We start from the raw sequence: 17,574 nt of genomic DNA, 5'->3' as shown, positions 1-17,574 counted from the left end.
CGGCGGTCTCGGGGAGGATGAGCGGCATGGCCCTCGAGATCCCGTGCCCCTACTGCGGCACCCAGATGTGCGCCGAGCAGGCGCACAACCGCTGCCCGAAGTGCCTCTACATCGAGCCCTGCTGCGACGGCGCGCCGCTCGCCGTCTGCGAGACGCGCGCGCCCGAGCGACAGGCGCCGTGACCGCTCCTGCCGGTGAGGGCTCCGTCTGGCTGACGACCGAGCGGCTCGAGCTGCGGCGTCCCCGCCTCGAGGACCTCGAGCACCACGTGCGTGTGCACACCGACCCTCGCACGTACGCCCACGCGCCGGCGAGCATGCCGAGCACGGAGCAGTGCCGCGAGCGACTCGCGGCCGACCTCGCCGACTGGGAGCGGGACGAGCTGGGGTATGCCGTCGTCGTCGAGCGCGTCTCGGGTGACGTCATCGGGTGGGCCGGCTTGCGGCACAAGGACTCCGACCACCGGAGCCTCAACCTCTACTACCGGCTCGAGCACGGCCGTCTGGGGGTGGGCCTCGGTCGGGAGATCTCCCGTGCGGCCGTTGCGTGGGGGGTCGAGCACCGTCCCGAGGCCCTGGTGACAGCGATGGTCGACGAGGTCAACACCGCCTCGCTGCGCACCGCGGCGTCCGCCGGACTGGTGCGAGTGGGCACGCGGCCCATGAGGGACGAGCCGGACGGCACACCGATGGCGTACTTCGAGGCGCCGAGTGTCGCGTCCGTGCCACGTGAAGAGGTCGCCGACCTCGGGGACGTGGTCGTCGACCTCTGGGTGCGTGTCAACGACGCCGGCGGCTCCGTCGGCTTCCTGCCCGGCGCCGCACGCCGCGACGTGGCAGCGGCCTGGGACCGGCACGTCGAGGACGTCCACGCCGGGCGCTCCCTGCTGTGCGTGCTGCGCGACCCCGACGGCGCCGTGCGCGGCATCGGTCTCTGGGAGCACTCGCGGGGCTTCCCCTACGAGCACGTCGCCGGCCTCAAGCGGCTCATGGTCGACCCGGACGCCCAGGGGCGCAACCTCGGCCGCATCCTGCTCGGCGGCATGGTCGGCATCGCGCGGCGCGAGCTGTCGTGGGTCGAGCTGCTGCGCCTCGACTACCGCGACGGCCTGGGGCTGGGCGAGTTCTACGCCCGCGCCGGGTGGACCGAGGTCGGGCGCGTGCCACGCGGTCTGCGGCTCAGCGCGACGGACTACCGCGACGACGTGGCCATGGCGCGCCGGGTCGACGGGTTCCCGTTGTCGTGAGCGTCGAGCTGCCCCTCTCGGCCCTGGCGGTGACGTCGGCACTGCACGCCGGTTTCCAGGTCGCGGTCACGACGCTCGTCTACCCGGTCCTGCTCCGGGACGGGTCGGACTGGTCCCGGCGCCACGGGGCGCACAGCCGGAGCATCGTGCCGCTCGTGGTGCTGACCTACGGGGCGGTCCTCGTGTCGATGGTCTGGGTGTTCGCGGCCGGCGCGGTGCCTGCCGGCGCCTGGGTGGCCGGCGGGGCGTTCGCGCTCACCCTGCTCGTGACGGCGGTGGGCGCTGCGCCGCTGCACGGTCGGCTCGCCCGCGGCTTCGACCCCGGCGTCGCGCGCCGCCTGCTGCTCGTCGACCGGGGGCGCTGCGCCCTCGCCGTCACGGCGGCAGTGGCTGCCGCCGTGACGCTCGTGCGGGTGTGAGTCGCTTCCCGCGTCACGACAGGCCGGTGACCCGGCCGTCCTCGGTGATGTCGATGCGCTCGGCGTTGGGTGAGCTCGGCAGCCCCGGCATCGTGCGCATGTCGCCGCAGATCGCGTAGACGTAGCCGGCGCCGACCGCGGCGCGCACCTCGCGCACGGGCATCCGCCACCCGCGTGGCGCGCCCCGCAGGCTGGGGTCGGAGGAGATCGACAGGTGCGTCTTGGCGATGACGACGGGCAGGCCTCCGTAGCCGAGGCGCTCGTAGTCCTTGAGCGCCCGCGCCGCCGCAGGACTGACGTCGATGCCGTCGGCGCCGTAGATCTGTGTCGCGACGGCCTCGATCTTCTGCTCGAGCGGCAGGTCCAGGGGGTAGAGGAACTCGAAGGACGTGGGCTCGTGCGCCGCCTCGACGACGACCTGGGCGAGCTCCAGGGCGCCGGCCCCACCCTCGGCGACGTGACGGGTCACGGCCGAGCGCACGCCGAGGCTGTTGCAGTAGCGGCGGATGACGGCGTGCTCGGAGTCGTGGTCGTCGGGGAAGGCGTTGACCGCCACGACTGGCTGCACGCCGAAGCGCCGCACGATCTCGATGTGCTTGCGCAGGTTGGGCAGGCCGGCCTCGACGTCCTTGGGGCGCTCCTCGAGCAGGCCTGCAGGCAGCGGCTTGCCGGCCTTGACGGCATACCGGCCCGAATGGGTCTTGAGAGCGCGGACCGTGGCGACGATGACGGCGACGTCGGGCTTGAGGCCACTGACGCGGCACTTGACGTCGAAGAAGCGCTCGGCGCCCATGTCGGCCCCGAAGCCCGCCTCGGTGATGGCGTAGTCGCTCCCGCGCATCGCGATGAGGTCGGCCGTGACCGACGAGGTGCCGGTCGCGATGTTGCCGAAGGGGCCGCAGTGGATGATCGCGGGTCCGCCCTCGAGGGTCTGGAGCAGGTTGGGCTTGATGGCGTCCTCGAGGATGGCCGTCATGGCGCCTGCCGCGTGCAGGTCCTCGGCCGTGATGCCCTTGCCCTCGGTCGTGTAGCCGATGACGATGCGCCCGAGACGCGCGCGCAGGTCCTGAAGCGAGGTCGCGAGGGTGAGCAGCACCATCACCTCGCTCGCCGCCGTGATGTCGAAGCCGGTCTCGCGCGCCACCCCGTCCTGGCGCGCGCCGAGACCGATGACGACGTTGCGCAGGGCACGGTCGTTGACGTCGAGCACGCGGCGCCAGGTGATGTTGCGGACGTCGATGCCGAGCTCGTTGCCGTGGTGCAGGTGGTTGTCGATCATGGCCGCGAGCAGGTTGTGTGCGGCGGTGACGGCGTGGAAGTCGCCCGTCAGGTGCAGGTTGAGGCGCTCCATCGGCACGACCTGGCTGTAGCCGCCACCGGCGGCTCCGCCCTTGATGCCGAAGGTCGGTCCCATCGACGGCTGGCGCAGGGCGACGACGGCCCGTTTGCCGAGCCGCTGCAACGCCTGGGCGAGCCCGACGGACGTCGTGGTCTTGCCCTCGCCGAGGGGCGTAGGCGTCACCGCGGTGACGACGACGTACTTGGCGGTGCGTGTCGGCGGCGGGTCGTCGAGCACGGCGAGGTCGATCTTGGCGACGTTGCGGCCGTAGGGCTCGAGGTGCTCGTCACGGACGCCGAGGTCGGCGGCGACCTCGACGAGCGGACGCAGGGTTGCTGCGTTCGCGATCTCGAGGTCGGTGGGCAGGGGTGCGCTCATACCTCGATCAAACTCCCCGGGGCCGTGCCGCACAGCGGAATCGCCGGGTGTGCTGCCGTGAGTTCGGTCCCAGGGCGCGGGCTTCGGAGCAGCGCCGGCCGGGACGGGGGACGGGTGCACCGGCGGAGGTCGCGGGCGGCATACGCTGGTCCAATGGCCCAGCGACCCGCGCTCGACGACCTCCTCCACGCCGCGGTGTCGGGAGTCGGTGGCGCCGAGCGGCCCGGACAGGTCGAGATGGCCAAGGCCGTCGCGCACGCGATCGACGACGGCGAGCACCTCCTCGTCCAGGCCGGGACCGGCACCGGCAAGTCGCTCGCCTACCTCGTGCCCGCGGTCGCGCACGCCTTCGAGGCGGGCAAGCCGGCGGTCGTGGCGACGGCGACCCTGGCCCTCCAGGCGCAGATCGTCGACCGAGACATGCCGCGGGTGGCCGACGCCCTCGCGCCGGTGCTCGGACGACGCCCGACCTATGCGCTCGTCAAGGGCCGCCGCAACTACGTCTGCCTCAACAAGCTCGAGGGCGGCTTCCCCGACGACGAGGACGGCCTGCTCTCGGTCGGCCAGGTCGACGCCGCCGTCGGTCGGCTCGGGCAGGAGGTCGTCCGTCTGCGCGAGTGGGCGGGCGCCACCGAGTCCGGCGACCGCGACGAGCTCGTGCCCGGCGTCTCGGAGCGGGCCTGGCGCCAGGTGTCGGTCTCGGCCCACGAGTGCATGGGCGGCAAGTGCCCGCTCGTCGCCGAGTGCTTCGTCGAGCGCGCCCGTGAGGCCGCCAAGGACGTCGACGTCATCGTCACCAACCACTCGTTCATGGCCATCGACTCCTTCGAGGGCCGCCAGATGCTGCCCGAGCACGACGTGCTCGTCGTCGACGAGGCCCACGAGCTCGTCGACCGCGTCACGGCCACGATCACCGACGAGCTGACCGGCACGATGGTCATGTCGGCCGCCAAGAAGGCCGGCCGCATGTCGGAGAACACCGCCGCCATGGACGAGGCGGGAGAGATGCTCGCCCAGGCGCTCGAGCCGCTCGAGGAGGGGCGGATGCTCGGCATCCCGGACTCCGTCGGCCTCGCGCTGGCCCGGGTCCGCGACACGGCCCGCACCGTCCAGAGCGACCTCAAGCCGCCGCCCGGCCAGGAGTCCGACGGGGCGCGTCAGGTCGCCCGCGCCGCCGTGGACGAGATCCACGAGAACGCCGAGCGCATCCTCGAGGAGCGCGAGCTCGACGTCGTGTGGCTGAACCGCGACCAGCGCCGCGGACCCGTGCTCCGCGTCGCCCCGATGAGCGTCGCGATGCTCGTGCGCGACAAGGTCTTCGAGGAGCGCACCGTCGTGCTCACGTCCGCGACCCTGGAGCTCGGCGGCACGTTCGACGCCGTGGCCGGCACCATCGGCCTGCGCGGCGAGGGGGCCCCGAAGTGGCAGGGCCTCGACGTCGGAAGCCCCTTCGACTACCCCAAGCAGGCCATCGCCTACGTCGCCGCCCACCTGCCGCCGCCCGGCCGTGACGGCGCCGGCGACGACACGCTCGACGAGATCGAGCAGCTCGTGCGAGCCGCCGGCGGTCGCACCCTAGGCCTCTTCTCCTCGATGCGCGCGGCCCAGACGGCCGCCGAGATCATGCGCGCCCGCTTCGGCGACGACATCCCGGTCCTGTGCCAGGGCGAGGACCAGATCACGACGCTCGTGCGGCAGTTTGCGCGTGACCCGCGCACCTGCCTCTTCGGCACCCTGACGCTGTGGCAGGGCGTCGACGTCCCCGGCTCGTCGTGCCAGCTCGTCCTCATCGACCGCATCCCGTTCCCGCGCCCCGACGACCCGCTCGCCTCGGCGCGCTCGCAGGCCATCGCGCGCATGGGGGGCAACGGCTTCATGGCGGTCTCGGCCACCCACGCCGCGCTCCGGCTCGCCCAGGGCGCCGGCCGCCTCGTGCGCCGGGCCGACGACCGCGGCGTCGTCGCCTTCCTCGACTCCCGGATGATGACGGCGAGGTACGCCGGGTTCCTCCAGCGCTCGCTGCCGCCCTTCTACCCGACCACCGACAAGAAGATGGTGCTGGCCGCGCTGGCGCGCCTCGACTCGATGGCGCCGCCCCCGGTCGCCGTCGAGGAGCCCGCGCTGCGCTCGCTGACCGGCGCCCGGGCCGACGCCGACGGCACGGAGCACCCGAGGCCGGTGGCAACGCCGCCTCCGGCTCCGGTGTCGTCGCGCAGCGCCGTCACCTCGGGCCACGCCTGGACCGACGAGCAGGACGAGGAGCTGCGCGACGCCGCCGACGCCGGCATGCAGCTCGACGAGCTCGTCGACCACTTCGAGCTCTCCGAGGAGACCATCGCCGCACGGGTCGAGCAGCTCGGGCTCACCATCGCCTCGGGCGCGCTCTTCGACTGACGCGCCACACGGCATACGCGATCGGCCGGGCGCCGCCCGGTCAGCACACTCCCGCAACGCACCCGGTGACGGTGAACCTCCCGGTGCTGCAACCGGGAGGCCCGGCCGCCACCGGGTGTGTCGCGGTTCGGTGTCAGGGGGTCTTGGTCGACGCGCCCGGGAGGGCAGGCAGCTGGATGAGGTTCTGCGTGCCCTGCGGGATGACGATGAGCGAGTCGCCGTGCTCCTTGAGCATGTCGATGTACTTGCTCATGAGGACCTGCTCGTTGAGCCGGTTCTGGCACTTCTCGGACGGGACCGGCACGACCTTGACGGCCTTGACGTCCTTGCCGTTGATGACCTCGTTGACCTGCGTCGAGGTGGCGCCGCAGCGGATGATCTGGTCGGCGTCCGACGTGGCCTGGGCCTCGGTCTTGGTGATCTCGGCCTTGGCGAGGGCCGTCTGCAGGTCGGCCTTGGCGGCCTCGGCGTTGGCGAGCGAGCTCTGCACCTTGTCGTAGTTGGCCTGCACGTTCTGGTCGAGCGTGATGGCCCTCGGGTCCACCTGCTCGACGGTGACCCCGACCTCGCCGAGACGCTTCTCGAGGCCCTCGGTGATGCGCTGCGCGAGCTGCGCCCGTGACTGGCGCACCGTCGCGGCCGTGAACGTGGTCGGCGCGTCGCGCGTGACCGAGGAGACGCCGGGCAGCACCGCGCGGGAGATGAACGTCTCCTGGTCGGGGTACTGCCGCACGATCTCGGAGAGCTTGCCGGGGTTGAGGGAGTAGCGGATGGTCACGTCGTAGGCGACGGTCGCGTTGTCGCTCGTGACGGTGGAGACGCGACCCCCGCCCTCGTCGAAGGCGATGGTCTGGTTGCGGATGTCGAAGCGGATGAGGTCCTGCCACGGGGCCTTGAGGTGGATGCCGGTGGCGCTGATCGCCTCATCGCCCACCGTGCCGAAGGTCTTGGTGACCGCGGCCTCGCCGGCGTCGAGGCGGTAGTACGAGGCGCTGGCGACCAGGAAGAGGGCGAGCCCGAACGGGATCGCGGCGTAGCGGCTCAGCTTCCGGGGGTGGTCCTTGAGGCGGAGCAGGACGAAGCCGGCGGCGGCGAGCGCGAGGGCGAGGACGAGGGCGAACATGACCTTCACTTCCACGGGGGACGGGGCGGACCACTGTCGGGCCCGCATGGCAGAGTGACGCCATGACCGACCCGGCCGTTCCGCCCTTCGTGCTCGTGACCGGTCCCGAGGGCGTCCTCGTCGAGCGCGCCGTCGCCGCCGTGCTCGCGCCGGGCCGTCAGGCGGACGTCGAGGTCATCCGCATCGACCCGGCGACCTACGAGTCCGGTGCCATGCAGATGCACGCGAGCCCCTCGCTCTTCGGTGGTGCCAAGACCATCGTCGTGCGAGACCTCCACGAGTCACCCGACGAGCTGCAGCTCGACCTGCTCTCGCTCCTGGCCGTGCCCGACCCCGACATCGGCCTCGTCGTCGCGCACGGCGGAGGCATGAAGGGCAAGAAGGTCATCGACACGATGAAGAAGTCCGGCGCCCGGGTCATCGAGTGCCCGGCGGTCAAGACCGACCGGGACAAGACGGACTTCGTCATGAAGGAGTTCGCGGCCGCCCGTCGCAAGATCACGAGCGACGGGGTCCGTGCCCTCATCGAGGCCGTCGGCAAGGACGTGCGCGAGCTCGCCGCCGCCTGCTCGCAGCTCGTCTCCGACACCGAGGGCACGGTCGACGACGCCGTCGTCGACACCTACCACGGTGGCAAGGTCGAGGCCACCGGCTTCCGGGTCGCCGACGCCGCCGTCGCCGGCCAGTCGGGGGAGGCGCTGCGGCTGCTGCGGCACGCGATCGCCACCGGGGTCGACCCGGTGCCGATCGTCGCGGTCATCGCCTCGCAGCTGCGCCAGCTCATCAAGGTCGGCGCGGCCGGACGCGGCAGCTCGGCGCAGCTGGCCAAGAGCCTCGGCATGGCGCCCTGGCAGATCGACAAGGCACGTCGCGCGGTCGGCCACTGGAGCGCCGACGGGCTCGCCGTCGCGGTCCAGGCGGTCGCCGCCGCGGACTTCGAGGTCAAGGGCGGCGGACGCGACCCCGTGTATGCCGTGGAGCGCGCGATCCTCACGATCTCCCGGGCCCGCGCCGCACGCTGAGGCAGGGGCCCACGGGCCTGCTCCACCGAGCGCGCGTTCGGCGCGCTCCCGGTTTGGTCGTGCGCACGGGCCGCTGGTAACTTTGACCCTTGCGTGCGCGCTCAGGTCGTGCGCGCATGCATGCACCATCCAGAGCTGCTCACGCAGGGTGTCCCCACTCCCGGTCCCGAGCGGCTTTGCGGCCCTCTAACCGCAACCATCCGACCGAACGAAAGAAACCATCAACGTGGCAAACATCAAGTCGCAGCTCAAGCGCATCAAGACGAACGCGACGCGCACCGAGCGCAACAAGGCCGTCAAGAGCGAGCTCCGCACGTGGATCCGCAAGGTCCGCGAGGCGACCGCCTCCGGCGACAAGGACGCGGCTGCCGACGCCCTCAAGACCGCCTCGAAGAAGCTCGACAAGGCTGTCAGCAAGGGTGTCATCCACCAGAACCAGGCCGCCAACAAGAAGTCGGCGATGGCCAAGAAGGTCGCGTCCCTCTGACGCACCACCCCTTCGCGTGAGCGGGCCCGTCACCTCGTGGTGACGGGCCCGATCTGCGTCTCGGGCAGGGCCGGGGAGGGACCAGCGCTGGGCTGGCTCGGTCCGGGCCCGAGTGCTCAGCCCCGGTGCAGGGCGCGGGCGGCGGCGACGACCTCGTCGTAGCGGTCGCGGGGGAGCACGGCGCCCTCGCGACGCACGCCGTCCGGGTTGACCCGGACGAGTCGGTTGACCCGCACCTCGCTCGGCCGGCCCTGCCCGTCCCACGCGCCGGAGCCGATGTCGACCCACTCGCGGCCCGACCGTCGCTCCTGCTCCTCGTCGCGGTCGTGGTCCTTGCTCGTCAGGGGCAGGCCCACGAGCCATTCGCCCTGGCGCCCGACGACGAGGACGGGCCGGTCCTTGCCCTGGCTGTGGTCCTCCTCGTAAGGCACCCACGTCCAGACGATCTCGCCCGGATCGGGCCGGCCGTCGGGGCGCGGCGCGCACGTGGTGTCGGGCAGGCGCGTCGCGTCGCCCGGGTAGGCGGCGTCGCGGCCGTTCGCCGGGGCCGGGGCCGGTGCCGCGGGTCGTGCGCCGGTCCGGGAGGTGGGCCGGCGCACGGCACCCCGCAGTCGGCCGAGGAGACGCTCCAAGGTGCTGGACATGGGAATCACCGTAGCCGGGAGGCCGTTACCGTTGGTGCCCGAGACCGGGTCGACGGCGATCCGCACCATCCCCATGCCGGTGCCGCCACCGCTGGACGCCGATCGCACGACCGAACCCGGAGAGACCTCGTGACCCCCGCCAGACGACGCACGACCCTAGCCATCCTCGCGCTCGCGGTGGGTGGCTTCGCCATCGGCACCACGGAGTTCGTGACGATGGGCCTGCTGCCGCAGATCGCCGACGGGACGGGCGTCGACATCGCGACCGCCGGCCACTACGTCTCGGCGTATGCGCTCGGCGTCGTCGTCGGGGCGCCCCTCATCGCCGTCGCCGCGGCCAAGGCGCCGCGCAAGGGCCTGCTGATGGGCCTCATGGCGTTCTTCGCCGTCGCCCACGTCGCGATCCTGCTGGCCGACAGCTATTCCACGGTCATGGCCGCACGGTTCCTCGCCGGTCTGCCGCACGGCGCCTTCTTCGGCATCGGGTCGGTCGTCGCAGCCTCCCTCGTGTCGCACCACCGCCGCACCGCCGCGGTGGCCGCCATCCTCGGTGGGCTCGGCGTCGCCAACGTCGTCGGGGTGCCGGTCGCCACCCTGCTGGGCCAGCGGTTCTCCTGGCACCTGCCCTACGTCCTCGTCGGGGTCATCGCCGCCCTGACCGTCGTCGCGATCGGCCTGTTCCTGCCGCACCAGCCCCCGAGCGGCGAGGAGTCGATGCGCGCCGAGATGCGGGCCCTGCGGCGCGTGCAGGTGTGGCTGGCCCTGCTCATCGGCGTCGTCGGCTTCGGTGGCATGTTCGCGATGTACTCCTTCATCACCCCGACGATGACCGAGCTCGCCGGGCTCGACGAGCGCTACATCCCGTGGGTGCTCGCGGCATACGGCGTCGGCATGGTCGTCGGCATGGTGCTGAGCGGCCGGGTCGCCAACCGGGTCGGCGTGCTCAAGGGCATCATCGGTGCCCTCGGCCTCATCGCCGTGCTGCTCGCCGTCTTCGGGTGGGCCGCCCACACGCTCTGGCTCGCGGTCGTCATGGTCTTCGTGCTCGGCCTGCTGCCCTCGGTGGTCGTGCCGCTGCTCCAGACGCGCCTGATGGACGTCGCGCACGAGGGCCAGTCGCTGGCGGCCGCCCTCAACCACTCGACGCTCAACACCGCGAACGCGCTCGGCGCGTGGCTCGGGTCCATCGTCCTCGCGGCGGGGTGGGGCTACGGCGCCCCGAGCCTGGTCGGCGCCGGCCTGGCGGTGCTCGGCGTCGGTGTCGCCGCGCTGTCGGCCGTGCTCGAGCGGCGCTCGCACCGTGCTGCCGCCGGCAGGGTGGAGGCGCCGACCGTCCAGGGCATGGGAGACTGTGCTGTCGCGGCCCCGTCCGAGACCGCCGCCACCCCGTCTCCCTGACTCTGCGAGGTTCGTCCCACGTGTCGCCCATGGCCCGCTCCGCGTTGGCACCCAACGCAACGCCGCCGGACCTGATCCGCAACTTCTGCATCATCGCGCACATCGACCACGGCAAGTCCACACTGGCCGACCGCATGCTGCAGCTGACCGGCGTCGTCGACGCGCGCGCCATGCGCGCGCAGTACCTCGACCGCATGGACATCGAGCGCGAGCGCGGCATCACGATCAAGAGCCAGGCCGTGCGCATGCCCTGGGAGCTCGAGGGCACGACGTACGCGCTCAACATGATCGACACCCCCGGTCACGTCGACTTCACCTACGAGGTCTCCCGGTCCCTCGCCGCCTGCGAGGGGGCCGTGCTGCTCGTCGACGCCGCCCAGGGCATCGAGGCGCAGACGCTCGCCAACCTCTACCTCGCGATGGAGAACGACCTCACCATCGTCCCGGTGCTCAACAAGATCGACCTGCCGGCGGCCCAGCCCGAGAAGTACGCCGAGGAGCTGGCCAAGCTCATCGGCTGCGAGCCCGAGGACTGCCTCAAGGTGTCCGGCAAGACCGGTGCCGGCGTCGAGCCGCTGCTCGACACGATCGTGCGCGACCTGCCCGCCCCGGTCGGTGACCCCGACGCACCCGCCCGGGCGATGATCTTCGACTCGGTCTACGACACCTACCGCGGCGTCGTCACCTACGTCCGCGTCGTCGACGGCAACCTCAACCCGCGCGAGAAGATCGTCATGATGTCGACCCGGGCGACGCACGAGCTGCTCGAGATCGGCGTCATCAGCCCCGAGCCCGTGCCCTCCAAGGGCCTCGGGGTCGGTGAGGTCGGCTACCTCATCACCGGCGTCAAGGACGTGCGCCAGTCACGCGTCGGCGACACGGTGACCAACGCGAGCAAGCCGGCCACGAAGGACCTCGGCGGCTACCGCGACCCCAAGCCGATGGTGTTCTCGGGCCTCTATCCCATCGACGGGTCCGACTACCCCGACCTGCGCGACGCCCTCGACAAGCTCAAGCTCAACGACGCCGCGCTCGTCTACGAGCCCGAGACCTCGGCTGCGCTCGGCTTCGGCTTCCGCGTCGGCTTCCTCGGCCTGCTGCACCTCGAGATCGTCCGCGAGCGCCTCGAGCGCGAGTTCGGGCTCGACCTGATCTCCACGCAGCCCAACGTCGTCTACGACGTGACGATGGACGACGGCAAGGCCGTGCACGTGACCAACCCGAGCGAGTACCCCGACGGCAAGATCCGCGAGGTGAGCGAGCCGGTCGTGCGCGCCACGATCCTCGCGCCGTCTGACTTCGTCGGCGCGATCATGGAGCTGTGCCAGCAGAAGCGCGGCAACCTGCGCGGCATGGACTACCTCTCCGAGGACCGGGTCGAGATGCGCTACACGCTGCCGCTCGCCGAGATCGTCTTCGACTTCTTCGACCAGCTCAAGTCACGCACCCGCGGCTACGCCTCGCTCGACTACGAGCCCGACGGCGAGCAGGTCGCCGACCTCGTCAAGGTCGAGATCCTGCTCCAGGGCGAGACCGTCGACGCCTTCTCGGCGATCGTCCACAAGGACAAGGCCTACGCCTACGGCGTCATGATGGCGAGCAAGCTCAAGGACCTCATCCCGCGCCAGCAGTTCGAGGTGCCGATCCAGGCCGCCATCGGATCGCGGATCATCGCGCGAGAGAACATCCGCGCCATCCGCAAGGACGTGCTCGCCAAGTGCTACGGCGGCGACATCAGCCGCAAGCGCAAGCTGCTCGAGAAGCAGAAGGAGGGCAAGAAGCGCATGAAGATGGTCGGTCGGGTCGAGGTGCCGCAGGAGGCCTTCGTCGCAGCCCTCTCGAGCGACGGCGACTCGGGCAAGACCAAGAAGTAGTCCCGACCGGGACGGGTGGCGGCCGTCGCGGTGCGTCGTGGGTGGGCCCGCTCGACCGGGTGGCGCCGGTGCCGGAGCCGGCCCACCCGTCGGCGCCGGTTCCTGGTATCAGTCGGCGAGGAGCTTGTGCCGCATGCGGTCGGTGTCGGCGGCGGTCCAGCCCTGCGTCGCGAGCCAGCCGTACACGCCGCCATGACGCTCCTCGAGCGCTCCGAGGAGCAGGCGCATGGTGTCGGTCGTCGGCGACTGCTGGGCCACCGTCTTGTCCTCGAGGTTGCGGGCGTAGGCGGGGCGGGCGCGCAGCCGGTCCATGATGGCGGCGACGCGCTGCGCCGACGCCGCGAAGTCGGCGATGACGAGGTCGTCCGGCACGTCGACGACCTTGAGCGCGAGACCCACGACGGTGCCGGTGCGGTCCTTGCCGGCGGCGCAGTGCACGAGGGCCGCGCCCTCGCTCGAGGCGATGGCATCGAGAGCGGCCACGACCGAGTCGGGACGGGTCGCGAGGTAGGAGAGGTAGTGCTCGGACCAGAAGCGGTCGTGGGCGCCGTCCTGGTCGGGGTCCTTCCTGGCCCTGGTCAGCTCGCGCCGCTCGTCCGTCTCCCACGGAAGGGCGCGCTCGGCGGCCGGGATGCCCGACTCGTCGGTGTCCTCGCGGTAGAGGGTGTGGTGGTGGTGCGTGACGCCGGCGACGGCTCGGAGCGGCCCGTCACCCTCCTTGGCGAGCTCGACGTGGGTGCGCAGGTCGACGATGTCGGTGACCCCGTAGTGGGTCACGAGCGTCTCGACGGCCTCGGGGGAGAGGTCCTGCAGGTTGTCGGATCGGAGCAGCCGCCGGGGGTGCACGGTGGCCCCGTCGGAGGTCATCAGGCCTCCGAGGTCCCGCATGTTGACGACGCCGTCGAGCTCGATCCAGTTGGGGGAGTACACGACCTCAGCCTAGGCGAACCGACTAAACCCGTTGCGCGGGTGCGCCTACCGTCAGATATCTTGACGTCAAGAGATATCGAGGAGGACCCGTGACGGCGAGAGTCACCCCACCGCAGGCCGAACCCCTGACCCGTCGGGGCGTCCCGGTCGACCGCGACCTGCGCATCCTCGCGATCGGCTCGTTCGCCAACCGGTTCGGCGCCGGGGCCGTCCTGACGACGAGCGCCCTCTACTTCACCCGCCAGGTGGGCTTCAGCGCCACCGAGGTGGCGCTCGCCATGTCGGTCTCGGCAGTGGTCGGGATCGTCGTGCAGGTCCCAGCCGGCCACCTCGGCGACACCCTCGGCCCCAGGCGCGTCCTCACCGGGTTCATGGCCGGTGCGGCGCTCTTCAGCGCACCGCCGGTCCTCGCCACGACCCCCTGGGCCCTCGCTGTCCTGCTCGGCGTGCTCGCCCTCTTCGAGCGCGGGGCCGGCGCGGTCAACCAGGGCGTCATCGCCCAGCTCGCCACGGGTGGTCGTGGCGTGCTCTCCAAGGCCTACCTCCGCGCCGTCACCAACACGGCGCTCGGCCTCGGGTCGGTCTTCGGCGGGGCGGCCCTCGTCATCGACGAGCGCTGGGCCTACGTCACGGTCTTCGTCCTCAACGCCGTCTTCACCGGGTTCGCCGCCTGGAACACGACACGGCTGCCCGACATCGCGCCGCACGTGCGGGACGCCGGCGAGCCGCGGCTGGCCGTCCTGCGCGACTGGCCCTACGTCGTCATCACCGTCATCACCGGGCTGTTCTCCCTCCACTTCTTCGTCATGGAGCTCGGGCTCGCGCTCTACGTCTCGGCCCGCACTGCGGCCCCCACGGTGATGGTCGCGATCCTGCTGATCCTCAACACCACCGCCGTCGCGCTCTTCCAGGTGCGGCTCTCGCGTCGCGCCGACTCCGTCGAGGCCGGTGCGCGGGCCCTCGTCCGCGGGGCGTGGTGGATCGCGGGCGGCTTCGCCGTCGTCGCCCTGGCGGACCGGGGGAGCCGCTGGCTCGCCATCGGCGCGCTCGTCGTCGGCTCCCTCGTCCACGTCGTCGGCGAGATGATCGGCTCGGGTGGCCAGTGGGGCCTGCAGATGGGGCTCGCTCCGCACGAGCGTCAGGGGCAGTACCAGGGCTTCGCCGGCCTCGGCTTCAGCGTCCTCGCCGTCGTCGCCCCGCCGCTCGTCACCTACTTCTGCGTCGACCGCGGCGAGACGGGGTGGCTCGTCCTGGCCGCCTTCATGGTCGTCATCGCGCTCGTCTCGGTGCCGGCGGCGCGCTGGGCCCTGGCATCGCGGGCCAGCTACGGCGTCACCACGCACTCGGGCTGACCACCCACCCCGTTTCCCCGCCAGCCTGCGACGTGGACGGCGCACGGCTGCCGGACTGGGACAATGGAGGTATGCCGCCCTCCGCCCTGCCCGACGGCGACCCCGCGCCGACCACGGGGGAGCTGCCCCCTGCAGCCCTCGCGGACCTCGCGCGGACCGACCTCGGCATCTACGTCCACGTGCCGTTCTGCACGGTGCGCTGCGGCTACTGCGACTTCAACACCTACACCCTGACCGAGCTCGGCGGCCCCGGCGCGAGCATCGGCGTCGACACCTACGCCGCGGCGGCCGTCCGTGAGCTCGACATCGCCCGGTCCGTCCTCGGGGCCGAGGCGCCTGCCGTGTCAACGGTTTTCGTCGGTGGGGGCACGCCCACCATGCTGAGGTCGGGTGACCTCGTGACGGTGCTGGACGGCATACGCGACCGTTTCGGACTGATGCCGGACGCGGAGGTCACGACCGAGGCCAACCCGGACTCCGTGACGCCGCAGTCGCTGCGCGAGCTCGCCGACGGAGGGTTCACCCGAGTGTCCGTGGGGATGCAGTCGGCCGTGCCGCACGTGCTGCGCACCCTCGAGCGCACGCACGACCCCGACAACGTCGCGCGCGCCGTCGAGGCCACCCGGGGCGCGGGCATGCAGGTGAGCGTCGACCTCATCTACGGCACGCCGGGGGAGTCGCTCGAGGACTGGCGACGCAGCCTCGAGGCCGCCATCGCGCTGGAGCCAGACCACATCTCCGCCTACGCCCTCGTCGTCGAGGACGGCACGAAGCTGGCCGCCCAGGTGCGCCGAGGCGTCGTGCCCGCTCCCGAGGACGACGACGAGGCCGACAAGTACGAGCTCGCCGACGAGCTGCTGACCGCCGCCGGATTCGGCTGGTACGAGGTGAGCAACTGGGCCCGGTCCGAGCAGCACCGCTGCCGCCACAACGTCGCCTACTGGGCCGGCACGAACTGGTGGGGCGTCGGTCCGGGCGCGCACAGCCACGTCGGCGGCGTGCGCTGGTGGAACGTCAAGCACCCCAGTGCGTATGCCGCCCGCCTGGGTGCGGGACTCTCGCCGGCCCATGCCCGTGAGACCTTGACGGACGAGCAGCGCTACGACGAGCGTGTGCTGCTCGGCACACGCCTTGTGCAGGGACTGCCGGTCTCGGATCTGCGAGGATCGGGACGCACTGCCGTGGCCGGCCTCATCGCCGACGGGCTCGTGGATGGCACCGCCGCCCTGCGGGACTCGCGGCTCGTCCTGACCCGTCGCGGGCGACTGCTCGCGGACACCGTGGTGCACCGGCTCCTCGCCGCCTGAGGGGCCCTGACGAGGAAGGCCGCCATGAGCGAGACCGTGCCGACGACGAGCCCGACGAGCCCGACGAGCCCGACAGTCCCGACGGACCAGGTGAGTCCGGCGAGGGACCGTGACGGTGGAGGCGGTGGACGTCCCGCAGACGTCGTCACCGCTGCGCGTCGCGCCTTCGACTCCGGGGTGACCAAGCCGCGGGCGTGGCGGGTCGCCCAGCTCGAGGCCCTGAGGACCCTGCTCGTGGAGCGCGAGGAGGAGATCGCGGCTGCACTGCACGAGGACCTCGGCAAGAGCGCCACGGAGGCCTGGGTCACCGAGACGGGCTTCGTCGTGCGCGAGATCGACCACACGCTGCGTCACCTCCGCGCGTGGACCGCGGCCCGTCGGGTGCGGGTGCCGCTCTCGCTCGCCCCGGGACGCGCCAAGGTCGTGCGCGAGCCCCTCGGTGTCGTCCTCGTCATCGCCCCCTGGAACTACCCGGTGCAGCTGTGCCTCACGCCGATGGTCGGCGCGCTCGCGGCGGGCAACGCCGTCGTCCTCAAGCCCAGCGAGGTCGCGCCGGCGACGTCCGCCGTCCTGGCCCGCCTGCTGCGCTCGCACCTCGACCGCTCCGCCGTGCACGTCGTCGAGGGTGGCGTCCCGGAGACGACCGAGCTGCTCGCCCAACGGTTCGACCACATCTTCTACACCGGCAACGGGGCGGTAGGAAGGATCGTGCTCGAGGCCGCCGCACGGCACCTGACGCCCGTGACGCTCGAGCTCGGCGGCAAGTCGCCCGCCTACGTCGCCGACGACGCCGACCTCGAGGTGACCGCCCAGCGGCTCGTCTGGGGCAAGTTCACCAACGCGGGGCAGACGTGTGTCGCGCCCGACTATGTCATCGCCAGCCGGCCGACGCTCGAGGCGCTCAAGCCGCTGCTCGTCGCTGCCATCGCCGACGCCTTCGGTGCGGACCCTGCGACCTCACCCGACTACGGCCGCATCGTGAGCCGCCGTCACCTCGACCGGCTCACCGCCCTCGTCGACCCGGCTCGCGTCGTCACCGGCGGTCGGTCGGACGCCTCCACCTGCTACCTCGAGCCGACGGTCGTCGAGGTGCGCGACGCCGACGACCCGGCCGAGTCGGTCATGCGCGAGGAGATCTTCGGTCCCGTCCTGCCCCTGGTGGCCGTCGAGGGGCTCGATGCTGCCATCGAGCTCATCACCTCGCGTGACAAGCCGCTCGCGCTCTACGTCTTCACGAGGTCCGACGCGGTCCAGCGCCGGTTCACCCGGGACACCTCCTCGGGCGCCCTGGCGGTCAACGTCCCGCTTGCCCACCTGGCCGTGCCCGGCCTGCCCTTCGGCGGGGTCGGGGCCAGCGGCACCGGCGCCTACCACGGTGAGCGGTCGGTCGAGCTCTTCTCCCACACCAAGTCGGTGTTCGCCCTGCCGACCCGACCGGACACGACCGGGTGGGTGCGGCCGCCGTTCACGTCGGCGAAGGAGCGGGTGATCAGCCGTTTCGTCGTGCCCGGCCGTCGTCGGAGCGGATCAGGGGCGAAGGGCAAATGACAGCGGTGTCATTAGCACACCTCTGACATTTTCAGGCTCATTTCCCGCTCGTGTCGCATGGGATTTCTGGGATAGGAGTGATTCAGGGGCGTGATTGTCCTAGATTGCGGGTG

The 17,574-nt window shown here is 71.8% G+C and carries 15 protein-coding genes; 11 read left to right on the top strand and 4 right to left on the bottom strand.

All coding sequences use genetic code 11. The annotated features are described in order from the left end of the window. Positions 1-26: 26 nt before the first annotated feature. The 3 genes from ABD297_RS05375 to ABD297_RS05365 are packed head-to-tail and all read left to right on the top strand — an operon-like array spanning position 27 to position 1,665. Positions 27-182 (top strand): hypothetical protein, encoded by a 156-nt coding sequence (locus tag ABD297_RS05375; protein WP_344253697.1) that lies wholly within the window; start codon positions 27-29, stop codon positions 180-182. Then, on the top strand, positions 179-1,246 hold the full coding sequence (locus tag ABD297_RS05370; RefSeq protein WP_344253696.1) for a GNAT family N-acetyltransferase: 1,068 nt from the start codon (positions 179-181) through the stop codon (positions 1,244-1,246). Before ABD297_RS05375 ends, ABD297_RS05370 begins: the two co-directional genes overlap by 4 nt. Then, the gene (locus tag ABD297_RS05365; protein ID WP_344253694.1) at positions 1,243-1,665 is read left to right on the top strand and encodes a hypothetical protein; all 423 of its coding nucleotides are present in this window, start codon (positions 1,243-1,245) and stop codon (positions 1,663-1,665) included. Before ABD297_RS05370 ends, ABD297_RS05365 begins: the two co-directional genes overlap by 4 nt. Before the next feature lie 13 nt (positions 1,666-1,678). Here ABD297_RS05365 and ABD297_RS05360 read toward each other — a convergent pair whose 3' ends face one another. Continuing rightward, positions 1,679-3,382 (bottom strand): formate--tetrahydrofolate ligase, encoded by a 1,704-nt coding sequence (locus ABD297_RS05360; protein ID WP_344253692.1) that lies wholly within the window; start codon positions 3,380-3,382, stop codon positions 1,679-1,681. A 153-nt stretch (positions 3,383-3,535) separates the two neighbouring features. Between ABD297_RS05360 and ABD297_RS05355 the strand changes: the two genes are divergently transcribed. Further along, complete coding sequence (locus ABD297_RS05355; protein ID WP_344253690.1) at positions 3,536-5,776, top strand: ATP-dependent DNA helicase; 2,241 nt, start codon at positions 3,536-3,538, stop codon at positions 5,774-5,776. A gap of 133 nt (positions 5,777-5,909) precedes the next feature. Here the strand turns inward: ABD297_RS05355 and ABD297_RS05350 are convergent, their stop codons facing one another. Then, positions 5,910-6,899 (bottom strand): prohibitin family protein, encoded by a 990-nt coding sequence (locus ABD297_RS05350; RefSeq protein WP_344253689.1) that lies wholly within the window; start codon positions 6,897-6,899, stop codon positions 5,910-5,912. 62 nt (positions 6,900-6,961) lie between these two features. Between ABD297_RS05350 and holA the strand changes: the two genes are divergently transcribed. Further along, positions 6,962-7,921, top strand: coding sequence for a DNA polymerase III subunit delta (gene holA / locus ABD297_RS05345; protein WP_344253687.1), 960 nt, complete (start codon positions 6,962-6,964; stop codon positions 7,919-7,921). A gap of 226 nt (positions 7,922-8,147) precedes the next feature. Continuing rightward, positions 8,148-8,408, top strand: coding sequence for a 30S ribosomal protein S20 (gene rpsT, locus ABD297_RS05340; RefSeq protein WP_142177499.1), 261 nt, complete (start codon positions 8,148-8,150; stop codon positions 8,406-8,408). 116 nt (positions 8,409-8,524) lie between these two features. Here the strand turns inward: rpsT and ABD297_RS05335 are convergent, their stop codons facing one another. Then, positions 8,525-9,052, bottom strand: a complete 528-nt coding sequence (locus tag ABD297_RS05335; protein WP_344253685.1) for a type II toxin-antitoxin system PemK/MazF family toxin — start codon at positions 9,050-9,052, stop codon at positions 8,525-8,527. Positions 9,053-9,181: 129 nt separating this feature from the next. On the opposite strand from ABD297_RS05335, the gene ABD297_RS05330 reads away from it, so the two are divergent. Both ABD297_RS05330 and lepA read left to right on the top strand, forming a co-directional pair. Then, complete coding sequence (locus ABD297_RS05330; RefSeq protein ID WP_344253683.1) at positions 9,182-10,450, top strand: MFS transporter; 1,269 nt, start codon at positions 9,182-9,184, stop codon at positions 10,448-10,450. Positions 10,451-10,479: 29 nt separating this feature from the next. Further along, on the top strand, positions 10,480-12,324 hold the full coding sequence (gene lepA / locus ABD297_RS05325; protein WP_344254013.1) for a translation elongation factor 4: 1,845 nt from the start codon (positions 10,480-10,482) through the stop codon (positions 12,322-12,324). A 108-nt stretch (positions 12,325-12,432) separates the two neighbouring features. Here lepA and ABD297_RS05320 read toward each other — a convergent pair whose 3' ends face one another. Continuing rightward, entirely contained in the window at positions 12,433-13,254 is an 822-nt protein-coding gene (locus ABD297_RS05320) for a tyrosine-protein phosphatase (protein ID WP_344253681.1), read from the bottom strand. Positions 13,255-13,343: 89 nt separating this feature from the next. On the opposite strand from ABD297_RS05320, the gene ABD297_RS05315 reads away from it, so the two are divergent. From ABD297_RS05315 to ABD297_RS05305, 3 genes are all read left to right on the top strand, one after another. Beyond that, entirely contained in the window at positions 13,344-14,606 is a 1,263-nt protein-coding gene (locus ABD297_RS05315; RefSeq protein WP_344253679.1) for an MFS transporter, read from the top strand. A gap of 71 nt (positions 14,607-14,677) precedes the next feature. Then, positions 14,678-15,913 carry a radical SAM family heme chaperone HemW gene (hemW, locus tag ABD297_RS05310; RefSeq protein ID WP_344253677.1) on the top strand — a complete coding sequence of 412 codons (1,236 nt, stop codon included), beginning with the start codon at positions 14,678-14,680 and terminating at the stop codon, positions 15,911-15,913. A 24-nt stretch (positions 15,914-15,937) separates the two neighbouring features. Continuing rightward, on the top strand, positions 15,938-17,461 hold the full coding sequence (locus ABD297_RS05305) for an aldehyde dehydrogenase family protein (RefSeq protein WP_344253675.1): 1,524 nt from the start codon (positions 15,938-15,940) through the stop codon (positions 17,459-17,461). The last annotated feature ends 113 nt before the right edge of the window (positions 17,462-17,574 follow it).

Origin of the sequence: Terrabacter carboxydivorans (genome assembly GCF_039532035.1) — a bacterium.
In the GTDB taxonomy this organism is placed as follows: Bacteria; Actinomycetota; Actinomycetes; order Actinomycetales; family Dermatophilaceae; genus Terrabacter; species Terrabacter carboxydivorans.
The sequence above is the reverse complement of the archived record's forward strand: the minus strand, read 5'-3'. Positions and strand labels throughout refer to the sequence as shown.